Origin of the sequence: Pseudomonas umsongensis (genome assembly GCF_002236105.1) — a bacterium.
In the GTDB taxonomy this organism is placed as follows: Bacteria; Pseudomonadota; Gammaproteobacteria; order Pseudomonadales; family Pseudomonadaceae; genus Aquipseudomonas; species Aquipseudomonas umsongensis.
This window is the reverse complement of record NZ_NIWU01000001.1, coordinates 684117-703001: the sequence shown is the minus strand read 5'-3', so window position 1 is coordinate 703001 and position 18885 is coordinate 684117. Positions and strand designations below refer to the sequence as shown.

The following is an 18885-nucleotide window of genomic DNA, read 5'->3' as shown; positions in this document are numbered from 1 at the left end:
CGCAGGCTGCGATCTTTTTTGTACCCGAACACTGCTTTCGAACCCCGTCTTTTTCCTGTCCATACAAGCTGTTACTGTACGATCCACAATGCCCAAGCCGCCCGGACCGGATTCCTTATTTGAAGCGTCCCCTCCTCCTGCTCCTGATCAGCCTGGCCTTGAGTTCCACCGCAAGCGCGACGATCAGCGAAAGCCACGGTTATGCGCAGTTCGGCACGCTCAAGTACCCGGCCAGATTTACCCACTTCGACTGGGTCAACCCGCAAGCGCCCAAGGGCGGTACGTTGCGGGTCATGGCATTTGGCACCTTCGATACGCTCAACCCCTACACTTTCAAGGGCACGAGCCCGGTTGCAACATCCAATTTCCTGCAATACGGCATCAACGAGCTCAACGAGCCGCTGATGGTCGGCACTGGCCAATACGCGCCGTCAGGTGACGAGCCGACCTCCAGTTACGGCCTGATCGCCCAATCGGTGGAATACAGTGAGGACCGCAGCTGGGTCGTCTTCAATTTGCGTCCGCAAGCCCGCTTCCACGACGGCACGCCAATCACCGCCTTTGATGTGGCATTCTCCTACCGCCTGCTGCTCAAGGAAGGCCACCCGCAATATCGCACCAACCTGCAGGAAGTGTCGCGGGTCGACATCCTCAACCCCCTGCGTATACGGTTCGTGTTCAAGCGTGCCGGCAATCCCTTGCTGATCCTGCGTCTGGGGGAGTTGCCAGTGTTGCCGCAGCATTACTGGAAAGGCCGCGACTTCAAGGCGACCACCTTCGAGCCGCCGCTGGGCAGCGGGCCGTATCGCATCACCTCGGTTGCGCCGGGACGACAGATCGTGTTCGAGCGAGTCAAGGACTATTGGGGCAAGGACCTGCCAGCCAATCGCGGCAAGTACAACGTCGATCGCATGGAAGTCGAGTTCTATCGTGACAGCGATGTCGCGTTCGAAGCGTTCAAGGCCGGCGAGTTCGACATCTATATCGAGCACCAGGCAAAAAACTGGGCCACCGGCTATGACTTTCCGGCGATTCGTCGTGGCGAGGTGATCAAGGCGCAGATCCCGCACCAGATCCCGACCCAGACCCAGGGCCTGTTCATGAACAGCCGCCGCGCGACGTTCGCCCAAGCGAGGGTTCGCGAAGCACTGGGCCTGATGTTCGACTTCGAGTGGACCAACCGCACGTTGTTCAGCGGCGCCTACCAACGCGCCATGAGTTACTACCCCAACAGCGAGTTTTCCGCCAGCGGACTTCCAGTCGGCCACGAATGGCTGTTACTCAAGCCGTATCGCGAGCAATTGCCAGCGAGGTTGTTCACCGAGCCTTTCAGCCTGCCGCAGACCCAGGGTCGCGGCATTCCCCGGGATACCCTGCGCAAAGCCTTGGCCCTGCTTGCCGAAGCCGGCTGGAAGCTCAACGGCCAGCGCTTGCAGAACGCGGCCGGGCAACCGCTGCGCCTGGAGATTTTGCTGGTCAATCCGAACCTGGAGCGCATCCTTCAACCCTATGTCGAGAACCTGGCCAGCATCGGCATCGACGCCAAGCTACGCACGGTCGATCGTGCACAGTACAAGCAGCGCCTCGATCAGTTCGATTTCGACATGATCCTGATGACCCTTAACCAGACCCTCAGCCCGGGCCTGGAGCAATGGCAGTACTTTCATTCCAGCCAGGCCACGGTCAAGGGCAGCAAGAACTACGCAGGCATTGCCAATCCGGTGGTGGACCACCTGCTCGAACAATTGCTCGCCGCCAAGACCCGCGATGAACAAGTCGCCGCCGGCAAGGCACTCGACCGCACACTGCTGTGGCAGCACTACATCATTCCCAACTGGTACCTCAATTATCACCGCCTGGCCTACCGTAACCGGTTTGGCTTCGTCACGACGCCGCCCTACACCCTGGGCCTGAGCGCGTGGTGGCTGAAATCTTCGGAGAAAGATCGATGAAATCCGCAAGCGCCCTGCTCCTGCAGGCCGGCGCCCTGTTGTTCGCAGGGTGGGCCTTCGCCGCCCCGCAACATGCCCTGACCCTGTACAACGAACCGCCGAAATACCCGGCCGACTTCAAACATTTCGACTACGTCGACCCGGACGCGCCCAAAGGCGGAAAATTCCGTCAGGCCGGGTTCGGCGGGTTTGACAGCCTCAACCCGTTCATCAGCAAGGGCGTGTCGGCCAACGACATCGACTTGATCTACGACACCCTGGCCCGACAGAGCCTGGATGAACCTTTCACGGAATATGGCCTGATCGCCGGCAAGATCGAAAAAGCCCCGAACAACGACTGGGTGCGTTTCTATTTGCGGCCCGAAGCGCGTTTCCATGATGGGCATCCGGTTCGCGCCGATGACGTGGTGTTCAGCTTTCAGACCCTGGTCAAGGATGGCGCACCGATGTACCGCGGCTACTACAGCGATGTCGAAGACGTGGTCGCCGAAGATCCGCTGACCGTAGTGTTCAAGTTCAAGCACAGCAACAACCGCGAATTGCCGTTGATCCTTGGCCAGTTGCCGGTGCTGCCCAAGCACTGGTGGGCGAGCCGCGACTTCAACAAGGGCAACCTGGAAGTCCCACTGGGCAGCGGCCCGTACAAGGTTACCGAAGTGAAGGCCGGGCGCTCGGTGCGCTATGAGCGGGTCAAGGATTACTGGGGCAAGGACCTGCCGATCAACCGCGGCTTCTACAACTTCGACGTGATGACCACCGACTACTACCGCGACAATACGGTCGCGCTGGAGGCCCTGAAGGCCGGGCAGTTCGATTACTGGTTGGAGATGACCGCGAAGAACTGGGCCAACGCCTACAATATCCCGGCGGTGACCGAAGGCCGGCTGATCAAGGAACAGATCCCCAACGGCAATCCCACCGGTATGCAAGGCTTCGTGTTCAATCTGCGCCGCCCGCTGTTCCAGGACGTGCGCGTGCGCCAGGCCCTGACCCTGCTGCTGGACTTCGAATGGACCAACAAGCAATTGTTCAACGGTGCCTACGCAAGGACCCGCAGTTACTTCGAGAACTCGGAAATGGCTGCCACCGGCTTGCCCGATGCCGATGAGTTGGCAATCCTCGATCCGTTTCGCGGCAAGATTCCCGAGCAGGTATTCAGCGAGGCGTTCCAGAATCCCGTGACCGACGCCAGTGGCATGATCCGCACCCAGCAACGCAAGGCTTACCAACTGCTGCAAGAGGCCGGCTGGCGCATCGTCGATGACAAGATGGTCGACGCCACCGGCAAACCGGTGAGCATCGAATTCCTGTTGGCCCAAACCGAATTCGAACGGGTCCTGCTGCCGTTCAAGCGTAACCTGAGCGACCTCGGCATCGAACTGGTGATTCGCCGGGTCGACGTTTCGCAGTACGTCAACCGCGTGCGCTCGCGGGACTTCGACATGATCGTCGGCAGCTTCCCGCAGTCCAATTCGCCGGGCAACGAACAGCGTGAGTTCTGGATGACCGCGGCCGCCGACAAACCCGGCAGCCGTAATTCCATGGGCCTGAAAGACCCGGTGGTGGACCAGTTGGTCGAACAACTCATCAACGCCGACTCACGAAGAAGCCTGGTGGCCCACGCCCGCGCGCTGGACCGCGTGCTGCAATGGGGCTATTACGTAATCCCCAACTGGCACATCAAGACCTGGCGCGTGGCGTACTGGAACCACATCGGCCACCCCAAGGTCTCGCCTAAATATGACATCGGCATCAACACCTGGTGGATCAAGCCCGATGCGAAACCGGCCATAGAGATCGAAACCAAATTGCAAGCCGACCCTGCGGGCACGGAGTAATCAGATGCTGGCGTATATTTTTCGGCGACTGCTGCTGATCATCCCGACACTGTTCGGCATCTTGCTGATCAACTTCGTGATCATCCAGGCCGCCCCCGGTGGCCCCGTGGAACAGATGATCGCCAAGCTCGAAGGCTTCGAAGGCGCCACCAGCCGCATCGCCGGCGGCGGCGCCGAGGTGTCGGTGGCCGGCTCCGCCTATCGCGGCGCACAAGGCCTGGACCCGGCGCTGATCAAGGAAATCGAGCACATGTACGGCTTCGACAAATCGGCGCCGGAACGCTTATGGATCATGGTCAAGAACTATGCCTCCCTGGATTTTGGCGACAGCTTTTTCCGTGATGCCAAGGTCATCGACCTGATCAAGGAAAAGATGCCGGTATCGATCTCCCTCGGGTTGTGGAGCACCCTGATCATGTACCTGGTGTCGATCCCGTTGGGGATCGCCAAGGCCACGCGGCATGGCAGCCACTTCGACGTCTGGACCAGTTCGGCGATCATCGTCGGCTATGCGATCCCGGCATTCCTGTTCGCCATCCTGTTGATCGTGGTGTTTGCCGGCGGCAGTTACCTGGACTGGTTCCCGTTGCGCGGGCTGACCTCGAACAACTTCGACGAGTTGAGCATGGGCGGCAAGATCCTCGACTACTTCTGGCACCTGGCGCTTCCGGTGACCGCATTGGTGATCGGCAACTTCGCGACCATGACCCTGCTGACCAAAAACAGCTTCCTCGATGAAATCAACAAGCAGTACGTGGTCACCGCCAAGGCCAAGGGCCTGACCAATCAACGCGTGCTGTATGGTCATGTATTTCGCAACGCCATGCTGCTGGTGATCGCCGGTTTCCCCTCGGCATTCATCGGTATCTTCTTCACCGGTTCGTTGCTGGTGGAAGTGATCTTCTCCCTCGACGGCCTCGGCCTGATGAGTTTCGAAGCGGCGATCAACCGCGATTACCCGGTGGTCTTTGGCACCTTGTTCATCTTCACCCTGCTGGGGCTGGTGGTGAAGTTGATCGGCGACCTCACCTACACCTTCGTCGATCCGCGCATCGACTTCGAAAGCCGGGAGCATTGAGATGAACCTGTCCCCGCTCAATCGACGACGTTTCGAACTGTTCAAGGCCAACAAACGCGGCTGGTGGTCGCTGTGGCTGTTCCTGATCCTGTTCGGTGCCAGCCTTGGTGCCGAGTTGATCGCCAACGACAAGCCACTGGTAGTGCACTACGACAATGGCTGGTACTTCCCGGCCCTCAAGCGCTACCCGGAAACCACCTTCGGCGGCGAGTTCCCACTGGAAGCCAACTACAAGAGCCCGTACATCCGCGAACTGCTCAAGGCCAAGGACGCCTGGGTGTTATGGGCGCCGATTCCCTACAGCTACCAGAGCATCAATTACGACCTGAAGGTCCCTGCCCCCGCGCCGCCATCGGCCGATAACCTGCTGGGCACCGATGACCAGGGCCGCGATGTGCTGGCCCGGGTGATCTACGGCTTCCGCATTTCCGTGTTGTTTGCCCTCACGCTGACGTTGCTCAGTTCGCTCATCGGGGTGATCGCCGGCGCGCTGCAGGGTTTCTACGGCGGCTGGGTGGATCTGGCCGGGCAGCGTTTCCTGGAGATCTGGTCCGGTTTGCCGGTGCTGTACCTGTTGATCATCCTCGCGAGCTTCGTCCAGCCGAACTTCTGGTGGCTGCTGGGGATCATGCTGCTGTTTTCCTGGATGAGCCTGGTGGACGTGGTGCGCGCCGAGTTCCTGCGTGGGCGCAACCTTGAATACGTGCGTGCAGCCCGGGCCTTGGGCATGCAGAATGGCGCGATCATGTTTCGTCACATCCTGCCCAACGCCATGGTCTCGACCATGACTTTCATGCCGTTCATCCTGACCGGCGCCATTGGCACCCTGACCGCCCTGGACTTCCTTGGCTTCGGCTTGCCGGCCGGCAGTCCGTCACTGGGTGAACTGGTGGCCCAGGGCAAATCCAACCTGCAAGCGCCCTGGCTGGGCATGAGCGCGTTCGCGGTGCTGGCGTTGATGTTGAGTTTGCTGGTATTCATCGGCGAGTCCGCTCGCGATGCCTTCGACCCGAGGAAGTGAAATGAATCAGGACAATCTGATCGAAGTGCGCGACCTGGCCGTCGAATTCGTCGTTGGCGAGCGCTGCCAGCGAGTGGTCGAAGGTGTCAGCTTCGATATCAAGCGTGGCGAGACCCTGGCGCTGGTGGGTGAAAGCGGGTCCGGCAAATCGGTAACGGCGCATTCGATCCTGCGCCTGTTGCCCTACCCGCTCGCCCGGCACCCGTCGGGGACAATCGAATATTCCGGGCAGAACCTGCTCAACCTGAAAGAGAAAACCATCCGCCATATCCGCGGCAACCGGATCGCGATGATCTTCCAGGAGCCGATGACCTCGCTCAACCCGCTGCACTCGATCGAAAAGCAGATCAACGAGGTGCTGGGCATCCACAAGGGCCTGGTCGGCAAAATCGCGACCAAACGCACCCTGGAACTGCTGGAAATGGTCGGCATCCCGGAACCGGAAAAGCGTCTCAAGGCCCTGCCCCACGAATTGTCCGGCGGGCAGCGCCAGCGCGTGATGATTGCCATGGCCCTGGCCAACGAACCGGAACTGCTGATCGCCGACGAGCCGACCACCGCGCTGGACGTGACAGTCCAGCTTAAAATCCTCGAATTGCTCAAGGAACTGCAGGCCCGCCTGGGCATGTCGTTGCTATTGATCAGCCACGATTTGAACCTGGTGAAAAGAATTGCGCATCGCGTATGTGTCATGCAGCGCGGTTGCATCGTCGAACAGGCATCGTGCGAACAATTGTTCCGCGCGCCGCAGCATCCGTACACTCGGGAGCTGCTGGCAGCGGAGCCCAGCGGGACGCCTGCGACCAATGTCGTCGGCCCGCCCATGCTCACGGTCGAGGACCTGAAAGTCTGGTTCCCGATCAAGAAAGGCTTGCTGAAAAAGACCGTGGATTACGTCAAGGCAGTCGACGGCATCAATTTCAGCCTGCCCCAGGGCCAGACCCTGGGGATCGTGGGAGAAAGCGGTTCCGGCAAATCGACACTGGGCCTGGCGATCCTGCGCTTGATCGGCAGTAAAGGCGGCATCCGTTTTGAAGGCAAGCAGCTGGACAACCTTACGCAGCAACAGGTGCGGCCACTGCGGCGGGAAATGCAGGTGGTGTTCCAGGACCCCTTCGGCAGCCTGAGCCCGCGAATGTGCGTGAGCCAGATCGTCGGCGAGGGCCTGCGGATCCACAAGATGGGCACCGAGGCTGAACAGGAACAAGCGATTATTGCAGCACTCAAGGAGGTAGGTCTGGACCCGGAAACCCGGCACCGCTACCCCCACGAATTTTCCGGCGGGCAACGGCAGAGAATCGCCATTGCCCGGGCATTAGTGCTAAAACCGGCGTTGATTCTGCTGGACGAGCCGACTTCGGCCCTCGACCGCACCGTGCAACGCCAAGTGGTCGAGCTGTTACGATCACTGCAAAGCAAGTACAACCTGACGTATCTGTTTATCAGCCATGACCTGGCTGTCGTCAAGGCGCTGAGCCACCAGTTGATGGTGGTCAAGCAGGGCCAAGTGGTCGAACAGGGAGACGCGCAAAGCATTTTTGCCGCCCCCCAACATCCGTATACACAGCAGTTGCTGGAAGCCGCCTTCCTGGTTCCAGCCACTGCGCAATAACCTGAAAAGAGGAGCAACACATGGGTTTTCTCGCCGGTAAGCGCGTACTGATCGTCGGTGTCGCCAGCAAGCTGTCCATCGCATCCGGCATCGCTGCCGCCATGCATCGCGAGGGCGCTGAGCTTGCCTTCACTTATCAGAACGACAAACTCAAGGGTCGTGTCGAAGAATTCGCACAGGGCTGGGGTTCGAGCCCTGAGCTGTGCTTCCCGTGCGACGTGGCCAGCGATGCGGAAATCGCCAAGGTCTTCGAAGAGCTGAGCAAGAAGTGGGACGGCCTGGACTGCATCGTGCACTCCGTAGGCTTCGCCCCGGGCGATCAACTGGACGGCGACTTCACCGAAGCCACCACCCGTGAAGGTTTCCGCATTGCTCACGACATCAGCGCCTATAGCTTCGTGGCCCTGGCCAAGGCCGGCCGCGAAATGATGAAAGGCCGCAATGGCAGCCTGCTGACCCTGTCGTACCTGGGCGCCGAGCGCACCATGCCCAACTACAACGTGATGGGCATGGCCAAGGCTTCCCTGGAAGCCGGCGTACGCTACCTGGCCGGCTCCCTGGGCCCGGACGGTACTCGCGTGAACTGCGTATCGGCTGGCCCGATCCGCACCCTCGCCGCTTCCGGCATCAAGAACTTCCGCAAGATGCTGGCGGCCAACGAAGCGCAAACCCCGCTGCGTCGCAACGTCACCATCGAAGAAGTCGGCAACGCCGGCGCCTTCCTGTGCTCGGACCTGGCGTCCGGCATCAGTGGCGAAATCATGTACGTGGACGGTGGCTTCAACACCACGGCCATGGGCAATCTGGAAGAGTGATCTTCGGTTAGCCATTAAAAAACCCGCCTTTTTGGCGGGTTTTTTATTGGGTCAAGATCAAAAGATCGCAGCCTTCGGCAGCTCCTACGATGGATATGTGTTCACCTGTAGGAGCTGCCGAAAGCTGCGATCTTTGATCTTCAAACAAGGCACTGCGCAAACAATTGCTGAATCGGCTGCGTCCGTTGGCTGTACCGCTGCGCCAACACAATCTCCCGGTAAAACGTCAACTCGCCCAACGGAATCACCCTGACCCTCGCCCCATGCTCCAGCCACAGCCCCGCTGCGGGCAGCAACGAAATGCCCAGCCCGCACTCGACCATCTTCACAATGGCTTCCAGCTCATCGAGCTCCAAGGCAACGTGCACGTCGATTTGCTGCTCACGAAGAAATCTTGTCACCAGTCGCCCGCCGAATGAATTGCGGTCGTAACGCACATGGGGATGTTCGGCGAGCAACTTGAGCGGCTCGTCGCCTTCAAGATCCGTCGGCACGATCAGCACAAAGGGCTCGCGGCGGATCACTTGCGCCGACAGTTCCTTGGGCAGTTCGAACGGTGGCTTGATGAGGATCGCCAGGTCCACTTCGCCGGTGTCCACCTGGCTCAACAGGTTCAAGGACACGCCCGGCACCAGTTTTGGCTCCAGGTGCGGCGCCTGCTGGCGCAATCCCATCAGTGCCTGGGGCAGCAATCCGGTCTGCACCGTGGCCACGGCACCGATCTTCAACTCGCCCCTGTACTCGCTGACGTCATCACTGACCGCCATTCGATTGAAGATTTCCAGCATTTCCCTGGCCATCGGCAACGCGCGCTGCCCCGCCGCATTCAGCAAGGCCTGACGCCCGGTGCGATCGAACAAGCGAATGCCGAGGGCCTGTTCCAGGTTGCGGATCTGCGCGCTGACTGCCGACTGCGTGAGGCCGATGTGCATGCCCGCTGCGGCGAATGTGCCGTAGCGCGCCACCGCGATGAAAGTTTTCAGTTCCCGAAGCATGGGGCCACCGATTGATCGAAAAAATTTGAGCTCGACGCAAAAACTATCGTCTTTCAATCAAAAAGCACAGCGCTAAACTCAGCGTCAATATTCCATAACCGAGGCACGCCCTATGCAACTCTCGCCTTTCCACCTGGCCATTCCGGTCTATGACCTGGCCGCCGCGCGGCACTTCTACGGGAGCGTGTTCGGCCTGGAAGAAGGTCGTTCCAGTGACCACTGGGTCGATTTCAACTTTTTCGGCCATCAACTGGTGATTCACCTCGCGCCAAAAAATGCTTCGCAAGAAGCCGCCCATACCAACGCGGTTGACGGCCATGACGTGCCCGTACCGCATTTCGGCGTGGTGTTGGGCATGAAAGAGTGGGAGGCACTGGCCGAACGATTGAAGTCGCTGCAGACGCGTTTCGTGATCGAGCCGGGGATTCGTTTTCAGGGACTGGTGGGCGAACAGGCGACGATGTTTTTGTTCGATCCGTGCGGGAATGCGCTGGAATTCAAGGCGTTCAAGGATATTGGGCAGTTGTTTGCCAAATGAAGGCAGGCGTGGCCTCCAAGGCCGCCTTCGCGAGCAGGCTCGCTCCCACACTTGACCGATTTGAAATGCTATCAACTGTGGGAGCGGGCTTGCCCGCGATGGGGCCAGTCATTGCACCACAATGCTACCGGCCCAACGCTTTTTCAGCCTCAACCAGCATCTCTTCAACCGAGCCATGAACCACAGGATCATGCTCAATCTGCCCGATACTGAAACGAATCTCATACCCGCTATGCGCCGTGGCCATGCGTTCATCGAGCATTTCTTCGAGCCGCGCCTTGATCGCCTCGATGTCCACGCTGCCGGAACCTGTGAGCAAGGCCACGAAGGTGGCGCCCTCCAGCCGCCCGACCACGTCGTTTTCCCGAAAACCGATGCGCAGTACATCGGCAAAGGTTTTCAGCGCCTTATCACCTTCGGTGCGACCAAACAGGTAGTTGATGCGTTTGAACTCGTCAAGATTGAAAAACAGCAACGTCGCCGGTCGGTCCAGTTGCTGGCAGGCGTCCAGCCCCAATTGGGCCAACGCGAGGAAACCGTGCCGGTTGGGCAATAGCGTCAACTCATCCATGCTCGCCATCTGTACCCCGATCAGCTCTTGCTCTGCCTTGCGGGCCAGATCGCGCAAAAGCTCACGCTCCTGCTGTGGCGTCCCTGCACGTACACACGATTTGTGCGGTTTGCCTGAGATCAGCATCACATACTCCATAGGTGGGTATGTTCTTTAGAGTCCTCGATATCGGGTTTGACTCCATGTCGACTCGCCGTTGGTCAGCTACCCACTACCGGACACGGCCCGCCGGCGTCCGCCCAGCGCTTGAACTGTGTGACAAAAACATCGTGCGGCACCGGCACTGGCGCGCGATCACCGCCAGGATTCCAGCCCCACAACACCAGTTTGTCTTCGCTGACGTGCTTGATCAGCGCTGCAAAATCGCGATCACCGTTGCTCGCGCGGTCCTTGATCATGCTGCACAACATGTCCGGAGGCAGGCCGATCCAGGCCATTTTGTGCGCCGCCGGTGGCAGGCTCCAATGCGGTGCCCCAGGCGGGGCATTGGCGCCGTAACTGGCGGGTGGATTGGCCTCGGCATGGCAGCTGGCGCAAGGCAACCCCGAAGCCCCCTTGCCGTCCATGCCGCGTACCACGTTCATCGCATGGGATAGCCCGGCGTCTAACTGCAAGGGGGCGTCCCCGGGAATGTGGCAGTTCTGGCATCGGGGGCTCTGGAACACCTTCTGTACGGTGTCGAAGGCCTTCACCGCCTCCTTGTCATCGGCGAACAGCTCTGTTGCATAGACAAAAAGGCAAATCAGTATCAGCGAGCCGAGTAACCAATGGTGTCGTTTCATCTCACACCCCCGACAGTTGCAACGGCAGTTCACGCAGGCGTTGCCCGGTCAGGGCGTACACCGCGTTGGCCACTGCTGGCGCCGTGGGTGGAACACCGGCCTCGCCGATGCCACCGGGTTTTTCGTTGCTGGGCAGGATATGCACTTCGACCACCGGCATCTCGTTGAGCCGCAGCACCTGGTAATCGTGATAGTTGGACTGCACTACCCTGCCATCCTTGATCGTCAGCTTGCTGTGCAAGGTGAAACCCAGGCCGAAGGCGATGCACGACTCCATTTGTGCGGCGATGCTCTGCGGATTGACCGCGATCCCACAGTCCACCGCACACACCACCCGATGCACACGAATCGCCAGGTTATCCTGGGAGACTTCGGCGACCTGGGCCACGTAGCTGCCAAATGACTCATGCACCGCCACGCCCAGGGCGTGGCCGTCCGGCAGCGGCGCCTTCCAGTTGGCCTTCTCTACCGCCAGGTTCAATACGCCAAGATGCCGTGGATGCGCCTTGAGCAAGGTCCGTCGGTACTCCACCGGGTCCTGGCTTGCCGCCGCGGCCAGTTCGTCGATCAACGATTCCATGACGAAGGCAGTGTGCGTATGCCCCACCGAACGCAGCCACAACACGCTGATACCGGTGTTTGGCGAATGCAGCTCAACCTGATGATTAGCCAGCCCCTGCAGGTAGGGACCGTCCGCCACGCCCTCCACGGACGTCTTGTCGATTCCGTTCTTGACCATGGCCGCTTCAAGCGAGGTGCCGGCCATGATCGACTGTCCGACCAGCACATGCTTCCAGGCCAGCGGCAGGCCATCAGCGCCCAGGCCGACTCGCGCCTGATGCAGGAACGCCGAGCGATAATAGCCGCCACGGATGTCATCCTCCCGCGCCCACACGGTTTTCACCGGCCCGCCCGCGGCCTTGGCGACCTGGACCGCTTCGGCGACAAAGTCCGAGGTCGGATTGGCGCGCCGGCCGAATCCGCCGCCCAGGAACTCGGTATGGATCTCGACCTGCTCAGGCTTGAGCCCGGTGATTTTGCCGGCGATCATCTGGTCCAGGGTCTGGAACTGCGTACCGGTCCAGATCTCGCATTTGTCCTGGGTGATGCTCACGGTGCAGTTGAGCGGCTCCATGGGTGCATGGGCCAGGTAGGGCACGCTGTACTCGACGTCGAGGGTCCTTGTCGCTTTGGCCAGTGCAGCCTGGGTATCGCCGGCCTCGCTCACGGGCAGCCCGGGCGTGGCAGCGAGCTTGCGGAATTCCTCGAGCAATTGCTCGCTGTCGAGCCCTGAGTTCGGCCCCAGGTCCCACTCGACGTGCAGCGCATCCCGCCCCAGTTTCGCCGCCCAGTAGTGATCAGCAATCACCGCCACGCCGGTCGGCACCTGCACCACCTTGTGCACACCGGGTATCGCCAGCGCCTCGGCGCCTTCAAAGGATTTGACGCTGCCACCAAACACCGGAGAACGCGCGACCATCGCCGTCATCAGGCCATCGAACTGCACGTCCATGCCAAATTTGGCGCGGCCGGTGATTTTCTCCGGCGTATCCAGGCGCTTGGTGGGTTTGCCGATGATGGTCCAGTCCTTGGCCTCCTTGAGCTTGATGGTCGCAGGGTCCGGTACCGGCAGCTTGCCGGCGTCGTCAGCCAGTTCGCCGTAGGTGGCGTGCCGGTCGCCGGCAATCACCACGCCCGACTCCGTGCGAATCGCCGAGGGTGCGACGTTGAAGCGCTTGGCCGCGGCCTCGACCAGCAGCAAACGCGCCGCCGCACCGGCCTGACGGTAACGGTCGAACTCCATCCAGGTCGAGGTCGAGCCGCCGGTGATCTGCATGCCGCCGAACCCGGCCAGACCGTAATCGGCGGCCGAAGCCGGTGCGTGCTCGACGCGAATTTTCGACCAATCGGCGTCCAGCTCTTCGGCGATCAGCATGGTCAACCCGGTCCAGATACCCTGACCCATTTCCGAATGACCGAGCAACACGGTGACGCTGTTGTCATTGCCGATGCGCAGGAAGGCATTGGGTGCGAACACGTTGCCCTGGTTTTCCACGCCCCGGGCAAAGCGATGGCCGCCTGGGATAACAAACGCCACTACCAGCCCGCCGCCCAGCATGGCGCTGCCCTTAAGAAAATCGCGGCGCGATAGTGGATCGATGCTGTTCATGGCCATCAGCCCAATTGGGCGGCGCGTTTGACCGCGGCGCGGATTCTTGGGTAGGTGCCGCAACGACAGATATTGCCTGACAACGCCTGGTCGATGTCGCTGTCGGTCGGTTGCGGGATCTTTGCCAGCAAGGCCGCCGCAGACATGATCTGCCCAGACTGGCAATAACCGCACTGCACCACATCGAGTTCGGCCCAGGCTTGTTGCACCGGGTGCGAGCCGTCGGTGGACAGGCCTTCGATAGTGAGGATTTTCTGTCCATGGGCCACGGCCGTGGCCGGTGTGATGCAGGAACGCAAAGGCGTGCCGTCGATGTGCACGGTACAGGCGCCGCACTGGGCCATGCCACAGCCGAACTTGGTGCCGGTCAGGTGCGCAACATCGCGCAGGACCCACAGCAGCGGCATGTCCGCAGGGACATCCAGCTCCTGGTCCTGGCCATTGATATTCAAGGTCAGCATTGCGACGGCCCTCAGACTCACGGTGTTCTGAAGTTGGCGCCGCTGTGGCGATCAGGAACCTGCGCGCGCCTTGGGGTTATCCCTACAGCTAAGCGCAAATTGTCCGGCAGGCCGAGGTGTATCGACCACCGGTCACAAAAACTACCTGGTGACCGACCCTTTATTTGTTGTCGGAGTACATATCCGTTGAGTACATATCCATTGCTGCGGTAACGGCCACTTATGGTTTCGCTTTTACAGCGACTCCCTTTTTCAAACGCCAAAAAGGAAGCAAAAGGCTGTGCCCCACCACTCGGTGCCTCGCTTGGGCTCGGCATGCCCTCACTCCGGCATTGCTCCGTGGGGCGCCGCGATGGGCCATCGTGGTTAACGGGGCGCTCGCGATCAACAGCAAAGCGAGGCGGCCTTAAAGCCGACCTGACTTTTGCAGGTGCACCTCGATCCCCTGTAGGAGCGAGCCTGCTCGCGATTCATCGTTGATCGTTCCCACGCTCTGCGTGGGAATGCCGCCAGGGACGCTCCGCGTTCCACTGACGACGCATTAATTGAGCCGTGCGCAACGGTGATGCGAAGCGTCACAGGAAGCTATATGTGAGATTTATTGTCGGAGTGCATATCCATTCCTGCGATAACGGCCACTTATGGTTTCGCTTTTACAGCGACTCCCTTTTTCAAACGCCAAAAAGGAAGCAAAAGGCTTTGCCCCACCACTTGGTGCCTCGCTGGGGCTCGGCATGCCCTATCTCCGGCATTGCTCCGTGGGGCGCCGCGATGGGCCATCCATGGCCCAGCGCGGCTAAACCGGCGTCCTGCCGGTTTCCCCACTGCGCAATGCCTGCGTTCGGCCATCGTGGTTAACGGGGCGCCCGCGATCAAAAGCAAAGCGAGGCGGCCTTAAAGCCGACCTGACTTTTGCAGGTGCACCTCGATCCCCTGTAGGAGCGAGCCTGCTCGCGATTCATCGTTGATCGTTCCCACGCTCTGCGTGGGAATGCCGCCAGGGACGCTCCGCGTTCCACTGACGACGCATTAATTGAGCCGTGCGCAACGTTGATGCGGGGGCGTCACAGGAAGCCCTGTGTGAAATTGGTTGCCTGCGTACATATCCATTGCTGCGGTAACGGCCACCTATGGTTTCGCTTTTACAGCGACTCCCTTTTTCAAACGCCAAAAAGGAAGCAAAAGGCTTTGCCCCACCACTCGGTGCCTCGCTTGGGCTCGGCATGCCCTCTCTCCGGCATTGCTCCGTGGGTCGCCGCGATGGGCCGTCCCTGGCCCAGCGCGGCTAAACCGGCGTCCTGCCGATTTACCCACTGCGCAATGCCTGCGTTCGGCCATCGTGGTTAACGGGGCGCTCGCGATCAACAGCAAAGCGAGGCGGCCTTAAAGCCGACCTGGTTTTTCCGGATACCCCTGGATCCCCTGTAGGAGCGAGCATGCTCCGGGCGGCGTTACGACGATGGTCGTTAACGATAACGCGGGGCACCTGTCAGCCCGCGGTGCTCTCAGGTTCATCGCGAGCGTGCTCGCTCCTACAGGAGGTATGCGTATGGCTTCCAATCAGGTCGGCTTTAAGGCCGCCTCGCTTTTGATTGTGATCTGGCTTTTGATGTTCTTGCCACATCGAGAGGCCGAGTGGAGGTTCTGCGCAGTGAGTAAACCGGCATGGATGCCGGTTTAGCCGCGCTGGGCCAAGGATGGCCCATCGCGGCGAGCCCACGGAGCAGGACCGGAGCGAGGGCATGCCGAGCATTAGCGAGGCACCGAACGCCAGGGGCAAGAGCCCTTGGTTACTTGGGGCCGGGCGGCGTTCCGCTCTTCCAAGTGACTCGCTGTAAAAGCGAAACCCTAGGTGGCCGTTACCGCAGGAACGGATATGTACACCTGAAAGACAATTATCGTCTGCCAGGACGCCTTCACCAGCAAGCCTGACTCCTACGCCCTCGGGCTGAACAAAATACCTGTGTAACGCCACAGAAACAGCACAAACGCCACACACCAAAGCAACGCCGACACCCCCAATCCCCACCCGGCGAACGGCACCAGCAACACCCGTGACAAAGCCGCCAACAGCACCAGGGCAAACCCCGCAACGATTGCTTTCGAGGGTAGCAGCGGCCGACCGGTATGCCCCAGGCTAACCCGCGCAATCATCGCCAGAATCAACCCGCCAATACCGCCCACCGCCAACGAATGCGTGGCCAGACTCTGTTGCGGCATCAGGCCGAGATGCCACAGCGCCATGGCAAACACCGCCACTACCAGCCAGGCATAAGACAGGTACAGCGACCACAATAGCGGCACACGCCACATACCCCGGTCATGCCAACGCCACAGGCGCAACAGATGCAGACTGCCCATCAATAAAAACAACGCCGCCAGCCAAAACCTGGGCACGTCATTCAAACCGATGGCAAACGTCACCGCCGCCAACAACCCGCTCACCAGCAGCACCTTGGTGGGTAATGGATTGGCTGCAGGCGTCGCCGGACGGTTCAAGCCGCGTTGAATGAAGAACGGAATTACCCGCCCGCCAATCACGCTCATCAGTGCGCCTACCAGCCATAAGGCCGCTAATACACCACGCCGCTGCAAACCTGTGTCATCAGTCCAGAGCCCCCACAGTGTCATGAGCTGACAACCGGCCAGCAAGGTGATCAGCAGCAGAATCGGATAGTTCTCACGCTTGCCAGCAGCCACCAGGTCTCGTCCCAGCACCCAGGCCAACAACGGCAAGAAAGACAGTTGCGAAAGCAGCACCCCTGCAGGAGAAATCGGCAGTAACCAGGCCAGTCGCCCCAGCAACCAGATCAGCACCAGCCCGATCAGTGGCCAACCGTTGAGCCCGGGGCGGCCGGTCCAGTTCGGCACCGCCGTCAGCAGAAAACCGGCAATGATCGCCACGGCGAACCCGAACGGCATCTCGTGCCGATGCCAGGCGAGCATGCCTCCTACCGGTTGCGCTTCGGGCAAACGCCCGTACAGCCACAGGGCCCAGATGGCCACCGCCACTGCGGCAAACGCGGCACCCGCGAGAAAAAACGGTCTAAAACCAAGGCTGAAGACGGTAGCTGCGGACAGTTTACGCATCAGGCCAGCGCCACGAACTGAGGTTTGCTCAACCGGTGTTGGGCCAGCAGGCGCATGACGTAGCCGATTTTCAGCAGGGTCGGTCCGACGATGGTCATGGCATGCAACGACACCAGTGCAACGATCGACAGATGGCCAGCATGGAGGTAAGCGCCGTAGATGCCGGCCAGTAACATCGCCAGGCCAACGCCCAACACACGGCTGGATAGGTGCAGGACATTCTGAGCATTGCTGAAGACATGGAACATTTCCGTACTCCTGTAGCAGTTCAGTTGTACGTTGGACTTATCAAGTCGCGTGCCACCCAATTAACCCATGAAAATCAGGGCCCTGAGAACGTACTGGTCACAACGACTCGCTAAAGGCGTAGTCAGCATGACTCAGGTCGCAGTCATATTGACAACATTCTGTAGAAAATCCTTACACACTCGGCGATCTACGGCACGACCAGGCCGCCCCAGGCTAGCTACGCTGATAATCCAGCCTGCAAAAACCTGCCAAGGAGACCCGCCATGCTACATGTGCAAAAACTCACCCCTTGCCTGTGGTTCGATGGTCAGGCCGAAGAGGCCGCCAAGTTCTACTGTGCGATCTTCGATCATTCGAAAATAACCGCCATCACTCACTACGGCGAGGCTGGAAAAGAGTTCCACGGCCGGGAAGTCGGTTCGGTCATGACGGTCAGCTTCGAACTCGACGGGCAAACCTTCACCGGTCTCAACGGTGGCCCGAACTTCACTTTCAACGAAGCGATCTCGTTCCAGGTCAACTGCCAGACCCAGGAAGAAGTCGACCACTTCTGGGGACGCCTGTCTGCCGGTGGGCCGGTCGAAGCACAGCAATGCGGCTGGCTCAAGGACAAATTCGGCGTGTCCTGGCAGATCGTGCCGGTCGCGATGATGGAAATGATCAAGGATCCCGACACGGTAAAATCCCAGCGTGCGATGCTGGCCATGATGCACATGAAAAAACTCGATATCGCCGAACTGAAACGAGCCTTTGAAGGCGAGAGCTAATACACTCAGGCGCTGATCTGCCAAGGATTGATCATGAAGCCCGCAAAGACCAGGGACACCGACAAGGCACCGCGCTTTTGGCGCGATGATGCCCTGCCCTTCATCGAAGCCCGCTCCATCGCCGACGGACGCGAGGTCTGTTACACCCGGCATGCCCACGAGCACTTTTCCATCGGTGCGATCACCGCCGGGCGCAGTACCTATGTCCATGAGCAATCGAACTTCGAGGTCTGCGCCGGGACCGTCGTGCTGATGAACCCCGGTGATGTCCATGCCTGCAATCCAATCGATGACCAGCCCTGGTCGTACCTGATGCTGTACGTCGACACCCCGTGGCTCACCGATTTGCAGCATCAGCTCGGGTTCGGCAACGATCTGGCGTTTCGCCGGTTCGCGGCCACCCACACCGCGGACCGTGCTTTGTTCGTTGGCTTGCAGGCGTTGCATCAGGTGCTGGTCGATGCCCAGCAAGACGTGTTGGGTAAACACAGCGCGGCCGTGGAATTTTTCACCGAGGTGCAACTACGCCTGAACCCGGCCGAACAACCGCTGCACGAACCCAATTTCAAGCTCGAACGCGCCGCCGACTTCATCCGCGAGCACTGCACGCAAATGCTCAAGCTCGAAGATATCTGCGAAGCGGCGCAGTTGTCGCCCTCCTACCTGATCCGCGCGTTCAAGCAGCATTACGGCATGACGCCCCACGCCTTCCTGGTCAACCGGCGTATCCAGTTTGCCCAGGATCAACTGCGCAATGGCAAGCTGATCGCCGACGTGGCGCTGGAAGCGGGGTTTGCCGACCAAGCGCATTTCCAGCGGGCGTTCAAGCAGCATCTGGCGGCGACACCGGGGCAGTATCGGGGGTGAACACGAGCAGTTGCACAACGAGCCGCCTGCTCCGATCACCTGATGGCATATTGGTGAATACACTCGATATTCCCAGCCA

Annotated in this window: 16 protein-coding genes; 9 read left to right on the top strand and 7 right to left on the bottom strand. The window is 60.2% G+C overall.

What is annotated here, in order from left to right:
* The first annotated feature begins 137 nt into the window (after positions 1–137).
* Genes PSUM_RS03275 through fabI form a run of 6 tightly spaced genes read left to right on the top strand, consistent with a single transcriptional unit; the run spans position 138 to position 8316 of the window.
* Positions 138–1952, top strand: a complete 1815-nt coding sequence (locus tag PSUM_RS03275) for an extracellular solute-binding protein (protein WP_414896146.1) — start codon at positions 138–140, stop codon at positions 1950–1952.
* Positions 1949–3790 carry an extracellular solute-binding protein gene (locus PSUM_RS03270; protein ID WP_083348965.1) on the top strand — a complete coding sequence of 614 codons (1842 nt, stop codon included), beginning with the start codon at positions 1949–1951 and terminating at the stop codon, positions 3788–3790. Before PSUM_RS03275 ends, PSUM_RS03270 begins: the two co-directional genes overlap by 4 nt.
* A gap of 4 nt (positions 3791–3794) precedes the next feature.
* Positions 3795–4868: a microcin C ABC transporter permease YejB gene (locus tag PSUM_RS03265; protein ID WP_020799281.1), complete on the top strand. Its 1074-nt coding sequence runs from the start codon at positions 3795–3797 to the stop codon at positions 4866–4868.
* 1 nt (position 4869) lies between these two features.
* Entirely contained in the window at positions 4870–5889 is a 1020-nt protein-coding gene (locus PSUM_RS03260) for an ABC transporter permease (protein WP_020799280.1), read from the top strand.
* A gap of 1 nt (position 5890) precedes the next feature.
* Positions 5891–7501, top strand: coding sequence for an ABC transporter ATP-binding protein (locus tag PSUM_RS03255; protein WP_020799279.1), 1611 nt, complete (start codon positions 5891–5893; stop codon positions 7499–7501).
* A gap of 20 nt (positions 7502–7521) precedes the next feature.
* The gene (gene fabI, locus PSUM_RS03250) at positions 7522–8316 is read left to right on the top strand and encodes an enoyl-ACP reductase FabI (RefSeq protein WP_020799278.1); all 795 of its coding nucleotides are present in this window, start codon (positions 7522–7524) and stop codon (positions 8314–8316) included.
* A 140-nt stretch (positions 8317–8456) separates the two neighbouring features.
* On the opposite strand, the gene PSUM_RS03245 is transcribed toward fabI, so the two are convergent.
* The gene (locus tag PSUM_RS03245; protein WP_083348964.1) at positions 8457–9311 is read right to left on the bottom strand and encodes a LysR family transcriptional regulator; all 855 of its coding nucleotides are present in this window, start codon (positions 9309–9311) and stop codon (positions 8457–8459) included.
* 112 nt (positions 9312–9423) lie between these two features.
* Here PSUM_RS03245 and PSUM_RS03240 point away from each other — a divergent pair, with 112 nt between their 5' ends.
* Complete coding sequence (locus PSUM_RS03240; RefSeq protein ID WP_020799276.1) at positions 9424–9849, top strand: VOC family protein; 426 nt, start codon at positions 9424–9426, stop codon at positions 9847–9849.
* 124 nt (positions 9850–9973) lie between these two features.
* Here the strand turns inward: PSUM_RS03240 and PSUM_RS03235 are convergent, their stop codons facing one another.
* From PSUM_RS03235 to PSUM_RS03195, 6 genes are all read right to left on the bottom strand, one after another.
* The gene (locus tag PSUM_RS03235; protein ID WP_020799275.1) at positions 9974–10546 is read right to left on the bottom strand and encodes a GGDEF domain-containing protein; all 573 of its coding nucleotides are present in this window, start codon (positions 10544–10546) and stop codon (positions 9974–9976) included.
* Positions 10547–10620: 74 nt separating this feature from the next.
* Positions 10621–11202: a hypothetical protein gene (locus tag PSUM_RS03230; RefSeq protein WP_033043377.1), complete on the bottom strand. Its 582-nt coding sequence runs from the start codon at positions 11200–11202 to the stop codon at positions 10621–10623.
* A gap of 1 nt (position 11203) precedes the next feature.
* The gene (locus tag PSUM_RS03225; protein WP_033043378.1) at positions 11204–13372 is read right to left on the bottom strand and encodes a xanthine dehydrogenase family protein molybdopterin-binding subunit; all 2169 of its coding nucleotides are present in this window, start codon (positions 13370–13372) and stop codon (positions 11204–11206) included.
* Between the two features lie 5 nt (positions 13373–13377).
* Positions 13378–13833: a (2Fe-2S)-binding protein gene (locus PSUM_RS03220; protein ID WP_020799272.1), complete on the bottom strand. Its 456-nt coding sequence runs from the start codon at positions 13831–13833 to the stop codon at positions 13378–13380.
* 1935 nt (positions 13834–15768) lie between these two features.
* On the bottom strand, positions 15769–16923 hold the full coding sequence (locus PSUM_RS03200; RefSeq protein ID WP_083348961.1) for an NnrS family protein: 1155 nt from the start codon (positions 16921–16923) through the stop codon (positions 15769–15771).
* Positions 16923–17171 carry a hypothetical protein gene (locus tag PSUM_RS03195; RefSeq protein ID WP_020796303.1) on the bottom strand — a complete coding sequence of 83 codons (249 nt, stop codon included), beginning with the start codon at positions 17169–17171 and terminating at the stop codon, positions 16923–16925. Before PSUM_RS03195 ends, PSUM_RS03200 begins: the two co-directional genes overlap by 1 nt.
* Before the next feature lie 264 nt (positions 17172–17435).
* On the opposite strand from PSUM_RS03195, the gene PSUM_RS03190 reads away from it, so the two are divergent.
* A complete protein-coding gene (locus PSUM_RS03190; protein WP_020796304.1) occupies positions 17436–17939 on the top strand; it encodes a VOC family protein in 504 nt (167 codons plus the stop codon).
* A 33-nt stretch (positions 17940–17972) separates the two neighbouring features.
* Entirely contained in the window at positions 17973–18806 is an 834-nt protein-coding gene (locus tag PSUM_RS03185) for an AraC family transcriptional regulator (protein WP_020796305.1), read from the top strand.
* The last annotated feature ends 79 nt before the right edge of the window (positions 18807–18885 follow it).